The 13,283-nt window shown below is 45.9% G+C and carries 7 protein-coding genes; 3 read left to right on the top strand and 4 right to left on the bottom strand.

Annotated elements, in window-relative coordinates:
- Window positions 1-105 precede the first annotated feature (105 nt).
- Both L3V23_RS03815 and L3V23_RS03810 read right to left on the bottom strand, forming a co-directional pair.
- Complete coding sequence (locus L3V23_RS03815; RefSeq protein WP_102940412.1) at window positions 106-402, bottom strand: YebG family protein; 297 nt, start codon at window positions 400-402, stop codon at window positions 106-108.
- Between the two features lie 90 nt (window positions 403-492).
- Window positions 493-1,422, bottom strand: coding sequence for a LysR family transcriptional regulator (locus L3V23_RS03810; RefSeq protein ID WP_102966110.1), 930 nt, complete (start codon window positions 1,420-1,422; stop codon window positions 493-495).
- A 191-nt stretch (window positions 1,423-1,613) separates the two neighbouring features.
- Here L3V23_RS03810 and recC point away from each other — a divergent pair, with 191 nt between their 5' ends.
- The 3 genes from recC to recD all read left to right on the top strand — a co-directional run bounded on the left by recC (window position 1,614) and on the right by recD (window position 11,209).
- Window positions 1,614-5,090, top strand: coding sequence for an exodeoxyribonuclease V subunit gamma (gene recC / locus L3V23_RS03805; RefSeq protein ID WP_102966111.1), 3,477 nt, complete (start codon window positions 1,614-1,616; stop codon window positions 5,088-5,090).
- Between the two features lie 327 nt (window positions 5,091-5,417).
- Window positions 5,418-9,038, top strand: a complete 3,621-nt coding sequence (recB, locus tag L3V23_RS03800; protein WP_237291925.1) for an exodeoxyribonuclease V subunit beta — start codon at window positions 5,418-5,420, stop codon at window positions 9,036-9,038.
- Window positions 9,035-11,209 carry an exodeoxyribonuclease V subunit alpha gene (gene recD, locus L3V23_RS03795; protein WP_237291924.1) on the top strand — a complete coding sequence of 725 codons (2,175 nt, stop codon included), beginning with the start codon at window positions 9,035-9,037 and terminating at the stop codon, window positions 11,207-11,209. Before recB ends, recD begins: the two co-directional genes overlap by 4 nt.
- A 110-nt stretch (window positions 11,210-11,319) precedes the next feature.
- Here the strand turns inward: recD and L3V23_RS03790 are convergent, their stop codons facing one another.
- Together L3V23_RS03790 and argA are read right to left on the bottom strand one after the other, a co-directional pair.
- Window positions 11,320-11,499: a hypothetical protein gene (locus tag L3V23_RS03790; protein ID WP_081878637.1), complete on the bottom strand. Its 180-nt coding sequence runs from the start codon at window positions 11,497-11,499 to the stop codon at window positions 11,320-11,322.
- Between the two features lie 256 nt (window positions 11,500-11,755).
- Complete coding sequence (gene argA / locus L3V23_RS03785; protein ID WP_102954371.1) at window positions 11,756-13,093, bottom strand: amino-acid N-acetyltransferase; 1,338 nt, start codon at window positions 13,091-13,093, stop codon at window positions 11,756-11,758.
- Window positions 13,094-13,283: the final 190 nt, after the last annotated feature.

The raw sequence follows: 13,283 nt of genomic DNA, 5'->3' as shown, positions 1-13,283 counted from the left end.
ACCTTTTGTCTTTTGGGAGATATATCTCTCTAAATGGAATAAAAAACCGCTGACTAGGCAGCGGTTCTCAAACCAAACTTAAACAACCGAGCTTCCAAGGGAAGCTTAGGCAGCGTCGTCAACGGCATCTTCCGTTTTCACTGCTTTTGGTTTCTTTGTCGGTGGTGTTGGTTTGCGTTTTGCACCTAAAGCGATCAAAACGTCTTCTTTGTTCTGAGCTAAGAACATAGCCAGTTCTTCGGTTTTCGCTTCATCTTCAATCAGTTCACTTTTACCGATTAGTTCGAACAGCTCGTCCGCCATATCCAGCATTTTGTCATAAGCGTCAGCTTCGGCTTTCGAGGTAAAAGTCATTTTCTCTTCTCCGTTGCGTTCCACCACGTACTTAACGATGACAGCCATGGTCCTTCCTCTAAATTGGTGTTTGAATTACTGTCTGTTTATACAGTTTTAATAATGAAATGTCCAGACGAGGACAACAAAGCTGATACATCAATCAAGCGGTTTTCTGCTGTTGTTTTCTATGTCCGAACTCTTATGCCACTGATGACAGAACTCAATGAAATGTTTGAGCAGCGGGCTTTGGTATTTCTCTTTGTGGACCAGTAGCCAGAAACGTCGCTTCATATCCAGAGGTACATTCAGTATCTTGATTCGACCATCATTGACCGCAGTTTGCGCCGCCAGTTTAGATAAACAACCAAAGCCTAATCCTGCTGAAACACAGTTGATAATCGCTTCGGTCGTGTTTAGCTGAAAGGCTTCTTGCCAATGTTCAATACGTGGCGCAACGGCCCTTAAAAAGAACTCTCTTGAGCCCGAACCTGCTTCGCGCAACATCCATTCACTCTGTTCAAAATCTCGTAAGGTGACTTTTTCTTGCAGTGCCAATGGGTGATTAGGAGAGCAGACAATGCACATTTCATCTTGGCTGAACTGAGTAGAAATCAGTTGTGGGTGAAGTGTTTTGCCTTCGATCAGAGCGATATCCAGTTCGTAGTCGACCAGTTTTTCGCAAATCAGCGCAGAGTTAGAAATGAACAGGCTCTGTTGCTGGTGTTGATATTTTTGGCGAAAGTGGCTGAGCAGGTAGGGCGCGACTTGGTTGCCTATGGTGTCACTAGCACCAATACGCAATTGCCCTGATAAAGAGTTATCACCATCGAAAAGCTGGTCAATAGCGTTAGAGCGGCTGAGCAACTCATCGGCAAGCGGTAAGAGCTTTTGACCTTCTTGATTAAGCACCAGTCGGTTATTCACTCGGTCAAACAGCGCATGACCAATATGTTTCTCCAGTTCCGACAGCGCCATACTCACCGCTGCCTTGGACAAAAACAGCGCTTCAGCCGCCGTGGTTAAGGTTTTGTGCTGAGTAATAGTGGTAAACACTTTGAGTTGCTTAAGAGAAATATTGCTCATGATTTTGTTTAACTAAACTGAACGCTACTGAATAAACTTAACTTACTGCTAAACACTGATGAAGTAAAAACCTTATTGATGAAGTAAAAAGCGAGAGTGAGGAATAGTTAACCTTTTGAATATTGGCTTAGATAAATGTTCAGGTAGTTGTGCTAATCTCAACGGCTATTAGGTGAGAACTGCATGAGTGAATTGTGTTTACTGTTTACCATTCCAATAAAGTCGATACGTTAAAAATCTTGTTGGTGCATTTAATCAAAGCTGCACCTCTGGAAAACCCATTTGAGAAAGAACAAATCTTGGTTCAAAGTCCGGGTATGTCGCAGTGGCTGAAAATGGCTTTGGCACAGGAACTCGGGGTTGCGGCAAACATCGATTTTCCGCTGCCAGCGACCTTTATTTGGGAAATGTTCACCCATGTTTTACCGGATGTTCCCAAGCGCAGTGCCTTTAACAAAGAGGCAATGATCTGGAAACTGATGGAGTTGTTACCGACTCAGTTGGAGTTGGACGCTTTCTCACCACTGAAAAGTTATCTCAAAGATGATGCAGACCAGTCTAAGCTCTATCAGCTGGCTGAAAAAATCGCTGATATTTTTGATGGCTATCTGGTTTACCGACCAGATTGGATTGAATCTTGGGAGAAAGGCGAAACGGTTGACGAGATTGGTGAAGAGCACCCGTGGCAACCGATATTGTGGAAACAGCTTTACGACTACACCGTCATTCATCAGCAGCAATCGCATTATCACCGCGCAAACTTATATCAACGCTTTATTGAAGCTCTTGCGAACGGTCATGTCCCTTTAGAGAAATTACCCAAACGGCTGTTTATCTTTGGTATCTCCTCTTTGCCTCCGCGTTATATGGATGCTTTAAAAGCATTAGGCGAGCACATCGATGTGCATCTGATGTTCACCAATCCTTGTCAGCATTACTGGGGAGATATTCGAGATCGCAAATATCTGGCTCGAATAGAAAACCAGCGCCGCAAACAGCTAGCGCTGAACGAACATACACTTTCAGTGACGGGCGAAATTTCGCCACTCAAAGGCGATATTGAAAGCAATGTTGCCGAAGATGAACTGCATATCAACAGCGCGGTAGGCAATAGCTTGCTGGCTTCAATGGGAAAATTGGGGCGCGATAACCTTTTTTTGCTGGCTCAAGATGATAATGAAGAGCATGAGCTGTTTATCGATATTCCACGTGAGACGTTGTTACAACAACTGCAAGCCGACATTTTGCATCTGGAAGAGCATCAAGATGATCACATTCTTGATAGCAGCACTCATAAACCGACCATCAACAGCCAAGATCGCTCTCTAACCATTCATGCTTGCCATAGCCCAATGCGTGAAGTGGAAGTATTGCATGATGAGCTGTTAGCCATGTTTGACCGCGATCCAACGCTTAAGCCGCGTGATGTCATTGTAATGGTGGCGGACATCAACGCTTACAGTCCCTATATTCAAGCTGTGTTTGGTAATGCGCCCGGTGAACGTTTTATTCCGTATTCGATTTCTGACCGAACCGCGAACCAAGAGAGCCCAATCTTAAATGCATTCATCCAGTTGGTGAATTTGCCGCACTCACGTTGTTTGGCGTCTGAGCTGCTAGAGCTACTGGAAACGCCTGCCATGATGAGCCGATTTGAACTGGATGACAGCGAGTTTGAACTGACGAAACGCTGGGTGGAAGAGTCTGGTATACGCTGGGGCCTGAATGGCACTACCGCTCAAGAATTTGAACTGCCAGAGACAGAGCAGAACACCTGGCAATTTGGTCTTTCTCGTATGCTATTGGGCTATGCGATGCCCGCTTCGACAACACTGTTTGAACATGGCGAACATACTTACGCACCTTATAACGAGGTGCAAGGGATGAACGCTGAGCTGGTAGGTAAACTGGCGCACTTTGTTGAAACGGTCAGTCGTTACCGAACGTTGCTGGCTCAAACTCAAGCGATTGATGAGTGGCGCGAAGTACTCAGCAACTTGCTTGATGATTTCTTTGCTGTCGATCTGGATGGTGAAATGGCGCTGAAATCCATTCGCGATACTTTGGTTTCCCTTAAAGAGCAATTGGCCGATGCCGGTTATCACGAAGACATCGCGCCAGCAATCATCAGTGAATACCTGACCAACAAGCTGTCGGGTACACGCGTGAGTCAGCGTTTCCTCGCCGGACAAGTGAACTTCTGTACCCTGATGCCAATGCGATCGATTCCTTTCAAAGCGGTGTGTTTGTTGGGAATGAACGACGGCGTATATCCGCGTTCTATGCCGCCTGAAGGTTTCGATTTGATGAATGGACGGACTCGACGAGGCGACCGTTCACGTCGAGACGACGACAGATACCTGTTTCTGGAAGCTATGCTCTCTGCGCAGCAAAGTCTGTATATCAGCTATGTTGGTCGCTCAATTCAAGATAACACTGAGCGCGTACCGTCAGTGCTGGTGAGTGAGTTATTGGAATACTGTCAGCAAAACTATTGTTTAGCGGGTGATGAAGCGCTGCCAAGTGACGATTCAGGCAAAAAGCTGGTGGATAAGATATCCACTGTTCACACTATGGTGCCGTTTAGTCCACAAACTTTCTTAAGTGAAGCGGGCAGTTACGCCAAAGAATGGCTGCCAGCAGCGTTGCGTCTGGGCACGCCAAGTGGTGAATTTAATTTGCCGCTGGATGATTATTTACTGGATGTGAGTTATCCGTTAGAACTTGATTTGGTTGAGTTACAACGTTTTTGGCGACTTCCGGTGCAGTATTTTTTCAATCGTCGCTTAAAAGTGGTTTTTGAACCGCCATTAGCGGTGATGGAAGATGATGAACCTTTTGCGTTGGATGGTTTGAACAGCTATCAGCTGCGCGATAGTTTGCTTGATGTGTTGCTCAGTGTTGATGTTCAGGCGGATAAAGAAGCAAGGTTACAGCAGTTTATTCAACAGCAACGTGCTCAGGGCAAATTGCCTGTCGGTGCTTTTGGTGAACTGGAGTTTGAAGCAAACCGAGTTCAAACCGAAGAGGTGTTAGAGAAAATCCACTTCTTATGTCAGTCACCGCTGGATGATTTTGAAGTCAATATCACCAGTCAGGTACTGGGAGAATCTAAGCCAGTTCAGTTAACCGGATGGTTAACTAAGCGCTTTCAATCCGGTTTAGTTCGTTATCGCAGTGGTTCCATTCGGTCACAAGATTTGCTGGCAGCTTGGATAGATCACCTGTGCCACGCTGCTATGGGGATTGTCAGCAAAACTCACTTGGTTGGTTATGATCGCAAAGAAGGTGTTGTGCACCAGATTCTGCCTCCGGTTGAAAGCAGCGAGCAGGCTAAACAGTTGCTGGATGAGCTTATCCGTCTGTTTTATCAGGGAATGACATCACCCATCGCCTATTTCCCGAAAACGGCATTAGCCTGTATTGAAGCCGGATTCAGCCGTGGAAAATGGGTAGAAGATGAAGAGAAATCTTTGAAAAAAATGTCCGAATGTTTTAACGACGGATACGCCACAACTGGTGAAGGTAATAACGCGTATATCGCACGAATCTGGCCAACTTGGAATGACGAACTTGCTCAGCAGGCACGGCTGCTTTCCTGCTTAGTGCTACAAGCACCTAGGTTGCAGTTAGTGGAGAGTGCTGATGCGGTGGGTAGTGCAAATGAGTAACAGAAGTACAGGAATAAGTGGCCGCCAGAAAATCATTATTGGTGTAGGGCGTTCGCTGTACGGCCACAGGTCAGAGGGACCATAATTCGGTGTTAATGCAGGCAGCGTTTTAAAACGGATAGTTTGTATAACCTATAAGTGGTTATTTTATAAACTAAGTTTGCATTAAGTGGGTGCAGTGTAATGTTCCAAGTTGGTGCGTTCTGTGAAGCTGCTCGCATAACTATCTGAGCGCTGACGCTTGCATTCACCAACATATAAATTCTTAAACAAGATCACATAAATTTTGCGACACAATTATTGGTTTAACGAAAGGCATAATAACGAATGAATCTTCCTTCCAGTATCGTAGCAACGCCACTAGAGACCATGACGTTTCCACTGCATGGCGCGCGTTTGATAGAAGCTTCTGCGGGTACAGGTAAAACTTTCACCATAGCCGGGCTCTATTTGCGCCTGTTGTTGGGACATGGAAGTGAAGAAAGTCGCCATCAAGTACCTTTAACCGTTGAGCAAATCTTAGTGGTGACCTTTACTGAAGCGGCGACCGCTGAACTACGCGACCGTATTCGAGCGCGTATTCATGATGCCCGCTTAGCCTTCTCTCGTGGTCACAGCGACGACCCCGTGATTGAACCTTTACTCAACGATTTTGCGGATCACGCATACGCAGCCAAGCTTCTGCTAGATGCTGAACGCCAGATGGATGAAGCGGCGGTTTATACCATTCATGGTTTCTGTCAACGAATGCTGACGCAAAATGCTTTTGAATCAGGCAGCCGCTTTAACAATGAATTTGTCACCGATGAAAGTCATCTGAAAGCACAAGTCGTCGCCGACTACTGGCGTCGTCAGTTCTATCCTTTGCCATTAAATTTGGCGGCCGAAGTTCGACGCTTGTGGTCGTCCCCCGCTGCATTGTTAGAAAAAATTGGTGGCTATTTATCGGGTATTCCATTGTCACTGACCACTCCGATGATGGACGGCGATCTAGCGGAACTGCATAAAAACAATCTGCTGAAAATTGATGCTATCAAAAAGCAATGGCTTGCTGCGCTGGAGGATATTGAGCCAAGTATTACTGGCTCCGACCTGCATAAGAATTCTCAAAATGCATTATTGAGACGTATCGAAAGTCTGACTCAGTGGGCGAGCTCCGCCACTCATGATTTGTTGGTGCCTGAAGCGTTATCTGAGTTTGCTCAAAGCAAACTGGCAGAGAAATCTAAGAAAGGTAATCCGCCTCAACTTGAGATTTTTAACGTTATTGAACAGTTCTTAGCAGAGCCAATAACGATTGAAGCACCTTTAGTTGCTCACGCCATTCATCATTGCCGCGCTATGTTGGCGAAAGCCAAAGCGAGCAAACAGTGGTTGTCGTTTGATGATCTGTTGAGTCAACTCTCTGCGTCTATCGACGGCGATGAGCAAGGCTTGCTAGCAGAGCGCATTCGCCATCTTTATCCGGTGGCAATGATCGATGAATTCCAAGATACCGATCCGCTGCAATACAGCATTTTTAGCCGCATTTATCTGAACAATCCTGAGTGTGGCTTGTTTATGATCGGTGACCCTAAACAGGCGATTTACGCCTTCCGCGGCGCTGACATTTTTACCTACATTAAAGCGCGTAATCAGGTCGCTGCCCATTACACCTTGGGAACCAACTGGCGTTCAAGCGCCGATATGGTAGAGGCGGTTAACCAAGTATTTGAGCTGGCTGACAGCCCGTTTATTTATGATGCAGATATTCCTTTCTTACCTGTTAAACCAAACCCGTACGCCGCTAAAAAAGAGTGGCTGTTAAACGGCGAGAAACAACCCGCATTGACTTATTGGTTGCAAGAAACGGAAGGTTCGCCAGTTACCAAAGGGAGTTATTTGGATGTTATGGCGCAGGCTACAGCGAGCCAGATTCAAACCATTTTAACGGCGGCGCAGCAAGGTCAAGCCCACTTTAGTAGTGGCAAAGACAAAGCGATTCAAGCAGGTGACATCGCCGTACTGGTTCGCACAGGTAATGAAGGGCGAATGATTAAAGAAGCACTGGCGAAACAGGGTATTGCCAGTGTGTATCTGTCTAACCGTGATAGCGTGTTTACCAGTTCTATTGCTCAAGATATTCAACGTTTACTGCAAGCCGTGCTTACTCCCGAGAATGACAGAGCGCTACGCGCGGCTTTAGCATCGCCATTGTTTGCGCTGAATTCGAAGCAGCTTGATGCACTCAATAACGATGAAAACGAGTGGGAAAAAGCCGTTAACGAGTTTAAGCAGTACCGACAGCTTTGGCTTGAGCGTGGCGTGCTGCCAATGCTTCGATCTGTTTTAAGCCTTCGTCATATTGCAGAACGTTGGTTGGAAGAGCCAGATGGAGAGCGAAATCTTACCGATTTCATGCACATCAGCGAACTGTTGCAACAAGCCACTCAAGATATCGATAGTGACCACGGCTTGTTACGTTGGTTGGCTCAAACGATCACCGATGCCGAGCAAGGAATGGGGGGGAATGACGATGCGATTCAGCGTTTGGAGTCAGAAAGAAATCTGGTGCAGATCGTTACCATCCACAAATCCAAAGGTTTGGAATATGATTTGGTGTTTTTGCCGTTTGTGGTCAGCTATCGAGAAGCGAGCGAAGGTAAGTTTTACGACACTGCCAGCGGTGAAACCCTGCTGGATATCACTGGTGATAAACAGGCTCTGCAACAGGCAGACAAAGAACGTTTGGCGGAAGATTTGCGTTTGATTTATGTGGCATTAACCCGCTCGGTTTATGGCTGTTTTATCGGTGTTGCCCCTTTACGTAATGGGCGCTCAACCAAAGAGCCAACAGGTGTTCATCACAGCGCTATCGGCTATCTGCTGCAAAACGGGCAGGAAGGGGGGATTGATCTCCTGACCCAGTCCGTTCAAACCCATGCAAAACACTTATCTTCTGTCTCTGTTACTTCGCCTCCAGAAGCACATGACACCGTATTTACGCCGTCAGAACAAACACTGCCTGCTCTTAAAGCCAAGGAGCTGCGAAGTGAGATTGACCGTTTTTGGCGTATTACCAGTTACTCGGGTTTGGTGAAGCAGGGCAGTCATCAAAAAGAACATGACGCAACAATTGAGATTGCGGGTTTCGATGTGGATTCTGCGGATGAACACGATGACCTGACAGAGACGGAAATAGAACGAACTATTTTCACTTTTCCGCGTGGTGCCCGCCCTGGTACTTTCTTGCACACCGTGTTTGAAGAGGTTGAGTTCACTGAATCTGCAACCAGCGAGCACAACACGAGAATCATCAGTCATCTGCTGGAACTTGAACAGTTAGAGATGGAATGGTTACCTGTGATCCAAAAGCTGGTAAACGATGTGTTGGCGACTCCGCTAGATGGTAAAAAGTTACTGCTTAACCAAAAACAGCCTCATCAGAGATTGGTTGAGATGGAATTTTTGTTGCCAATTGAAGTTCTCAACGCACCAGCGTTAAACCGTGTGGTTCAACGCCATGATCCTCTTTCTGCTAAGGCGGGTGATCTGGGGTTCTACACCGTTCAGGGGATGCTGAAAGGCTTTATCGACTTAGTGTTTGAGCATGAAGGCAAATACTATGTTCTGGATTGGAAATCGAATCATTTAGGCAATGAAGTCGAGGCTTACCACGGTGAACGCTTGGCTTCAGCAATGGCAGAACACAGATACGATCTGCAATATCAGTTGTATGCATTAGCGCTGCACCGCTTTTTACAAAGTCGCTTAGCGGATTATGACTACAACAAACACTTCGGTGGTGTTTACTATCTGTTCCTGCGCGGTATGGATGGCAAAGCGCAGCACGGTATTTTCAATGCAAAACCAAGCCAAACAATGTTAGAAGAACTGGATTTATTGATACAAGGTAAAGAGCCGGATGAACGAACAAACTCTGCTGGGCAAATGGAGCTAGGATTATGAGCACACAAGCTTTGGATGTGTTAGCGCGTTTGGCTAAGCAGGGCAGTATTCGCCAGCTTGATTACCAGTTTGCTCGTTTTGTCGCTTCGCTTTTGTCTAGCGACGAGTTGAGTGCAGAGGAAAAAAGTGCCTTTCTTTTATTGGTGGCAGCCGTCAGCGCGGAACTGGGCAAAGGCAATATTTGTCTAGCTCTGTGGGACAGTCACGGCAGCAGCGTTGATCTGTCTGCCAAACTGGGTTTGTATGGCGAAGCGGCTTTAGCGGTGAATCCTCTTTGGGTAAATGCGGATTGGAATCGAATTCTGCCAAACTCAAAGCTGGTTGGCTTGCAAGGGGAAGCTGTTCCGCTGATGTTTGATGGGCAGAGGCTCTATTTGCATCGTTACTGGCATTATGAAGTGACTCTGGCAGACAGATTACAGAGCTTTGGGTCACCGATGATCTTAAAGCCTACTGATGTACAAAAGCCTATTCAAGTTCAAAAACTCAGGGAGCTGCTCGATGTGTTATTTGAACGCGACTACCGCTTTCTTTTTAAAGCTTTGAAAAGCATTGAGACTTCTCAGGTCAGTCGTCAGCGAATGGTGTGTGATTTCCTTGATGTGGTCGACGATGGCCAACTGGACTGGACTGCAATTGATGCCGTGCTTATTAGCGTTCAGCGAATGGAAGATCTTCAGCCGCTGGATACGCTCGTTCCTGCGAGCTGTTGTTTAAACTGGCAGAAAGTAGCAGCCGCAGTGGCTTTGACTCGTCGTTTTGCGGTCATTTCCGGAGGACCGGGAACCGGTAAAACCACGACGGTCACCAAATTGCTTGCAGCTTTAATTCGCCAATCGCAGCAGCAAGGTCATACACCGAACATTAAGTTGGTCGCACCAACGGGTAAGGCAGCCGCTCGTTTAACTGAATCTATCGGTAAAGCGGTAGAAAGTTTAGCTGTAGAGCCGGAGTTAAAGTCTGCTATTCCAACTTCATCCAGCACCATTCATCGCCTGCTTGGGGCCATTCCGGGCAGCGCTGAGTTTCGTCATCACAACAAAAACCTGCTGCACTTAGATGTGCTGGTGGTGGATGAAGCTTCCATGGTGGATCTATCCATGATGGTCAAACTGGTCGATGCACTGCCTAGCCATGCACGTTTGATTTTACTTGGTGATAAAGACCAGCTTGCTTCCGTTGAAGCGGGCGCAGTGTTGGGTGATATCTGCTCATTTATTGATAACGGATACAGCGCCGCGCAAGGCAAGTTGCTCTCTGTACTGACCGGCTTCCACACCTTGGGCAATTCAGTTTCATCTACCCACTCCAAGGCTTCGCACAGCAGCGTTGCAGATAGCTTGTGTATGCTGCAAAAAAGCTACCGTTTTGATGCCCGATCCGGTATTGGGCAATTGGCTAAAGCGATAAACAGCGGCAGAGCCGCGAAGGTGGATGAAGTCTGGAATCAAGATTTCTCGGATATTAACCACTACCCGTTAAGCAGTGACAACTATAACCAGATGATCAAATCTTTGGTGGATGCTTATTCTGTTTATCTTCAACGGGCAGGTAAGCGCACCAAAGCTGATGTTACAACTGATGCTGTTGAAAGCTTGCAACTTGAAACGATGGCGAGTAAAGCCAAAGCGGTATTAAAAGCATTCAGTCAAAGCCGTTTATTGTGTGCTGTGCGCGAGGGTGACTTTGGTGTGGTGGGGCTGAATCATCGTATTGAGCGTGCTTTGGCGGCGCGTAATTTGATCAAGACTCAACAGGAGCTTTGGTATCACGGTCGCCCTGTGATGGTGACACTGAACGATCACGCCCTTGGTCTGTATAACGGTGACATAGGCATATGTATGCGAGATGAAGAGGATGCCGAGCAAAGGCTGAAGGTCTATTTCGAGCTTCCTGATGGTAGCGTAAAAGCTGTATTGCCAAGCCGAGTTCCTCAACATGAAACCGCGTTTGCGATGACGATTCATAAATCACAGGGCAGTGAGTTTGAATTCACCGCGATGATTTTGCCGCCAGAGTACAGTCCGATAGTGACGCGTGAACTGATCTATACAGGTATTACCCGAGCAAAAGAGCGTCTGGCTTTGTATTGTGATATTGGTGTGCTGAAACGAGGTATTCAGTTTAAGACTGAACGAGCGAGTGGATTGGTTGAACGCTTAAAAGGGTAATTTCACGGTTCTGGTTGAGACAATGAGTCGTTACTAATGTTTAGTTAATAAGGACGTAGGCAGAGATTCTGGCAACCTTCCTTGGCTGCCTAGCGAATCCACAAAAGGTGTTAGCAAACAGCTTTTGAAAAAGTGATATTGCGGATCTTATAGCGCGTTTGTGAGCCTAAGATAAAGCTTTTTAGGTAGTCACTGACGGGAAACACGCAATGTACATCTAGACCTTCTAGGAAGTTATGATCTGCCATATCCCAGAAGCTTTGTAGCGAATTACAAATTACGGTTTTCATATAAATTAGTTTGCTCTTCAATAAGTTATTTATCGTTGAAGCAATCCGTGCTCTCCCTAAGTTAAGCCCTTAGGTAGAATTCCAACTCAATGCAATAAGGTGATCTATGTCACGAGTGGCGAGATTTTACACAGCTCTGTGTTGTATGAAAAGTGATTAATTAATGAACATCTAAAATACAAATTAATATACTAATTATTCAATCAATAGCAGATATAAATATTGCATCTGCTATTGATTGATTATGTTTATGTGACTAAAGCTTAAGAATGAGTATTTTTGAGCGACGTTGATAGTTGTAAAGCTGACGTTTTGACATTGGCAGTGCATCGACACCGTACTCGATGAAGCCCTGCTCTCTGAACCAGTGCAAGCTGTGGGTGGTTAATACAAATAACTTATTTATATTCATGAGTTTAGCTTGTTGTTTCATATGGCGAAGCAGTAAAGCACCACGGTCACCATCGCGGTATTCGGTGTGAATAGCCACACACGCCATCTCAGCCATATCCTCTTCTGGATAAGGATAAAGTGCCGCACAGCCAATGATCAGACCATCTTTTTCAATAATGGTGAATTTGTGAACCTCTTGCTCTAATTGCTCACGTGAACGACGCACCAATATGCCTTGTTCTTCCAGTGGGCGAATCAGATCAAAAATACCGCCGATATCATCGATCTGTGCCTGGCGAAGTTGCTCGGTACTCGCTTTTACAATTTGTGTACCGATACCATCAAAAGAAAACAGTTCTTGGATTAACGCTCCGTCTTCCTTGTAACTGACTAAATGGCTACGAGGAACGCCAGCTCGGCAAGCGGCTACGGCTGCTTTTAAGAAACGCAGGGTTCCCGACCTCTCCTCACCATTGGAATTATCTTCAGCTTCCATTTTCTCAATCAGGTTATTCACTTCAGCAGGGTACAGTTCTGCAATTGAATTACCTTCGCTGTCCATTATGCCTTGTTCAGAACAGAAGCCGATCAGCTTTTCAGCTTTTAATCTTATCGCAACTTGTGTCGCAACTTCTTCTGAAAGCAGGTTGAAACATTCGCCAGTCACTGAGCTAGCTATGGGACCTAACAGTACAATAGAACCTTGGTCGAGCATACGGTTAATGCCATCGATATCAATTCGACGAATTTTCCCGCTGTGGCAATAATCGACACCATCATCTATACCTAGTGGTTGAGAGATAACAAAATTTCCGCTGACCACATTGAGTTGTGTTCCGGCCATTGGCGTATTGTTTAGGCTCATTGAAAGGCGTGCGGTTATCGCGTGTTGAAGCTGACCTGCTGCTTGCATAACCAAGCCCAGCGCTTCTTCATCAGTGATTCGAATGCCTTTGTGATAAGGAGTGGTGCGGTTGTTTGTCTCTAAAATCTGATTTATCTGTGGGCGTGCGCCGTGAACAAGCACTACTTTGACACCGAGACTATGTAGCAGAGCCAGATCACTAATAATATTCGCGAAATTTTTATCGGCAATCGCTTCACCGCCCACCATAACAACCATGGTTTTTCCACGGTGAGCATTAACATACGGAGCTGATTGTCTAAAGCCTTTAACAAGAGCGGTACTACGAATTTTCACTGATGGCACTCTTTATGTTTATGGTTGTTTAAATATGTCTGAATAATGACTTTTTATTCATCTGTGAGCAAGTGGTTTTTAGTAGGTTAACGCGACTATTTTTTTGTAACGCTGTATTGGCAGTGTTGATTTAAATAAGTTCTAAGTAAGAGATACGATGCCTAAAGCAGCTAAATTAAATCGAGACCAA

This window comes from Vibrio sp. A1-b2 (assembly GCF_021726015.1).
In the GTDB taxonomy this organism is placed as follows: Bacteria; Pseudomonadota; Gammaproteobacteria; order Enterobacterales; family Vibrionaceae; genus Vibrio; species Vibrio diazotrophicus.
The sequence above is the reverse complement of the archived record's forward strand: the minus strand, read 5'-3'. Positions and strand labels throughout refer to the sequence as shown.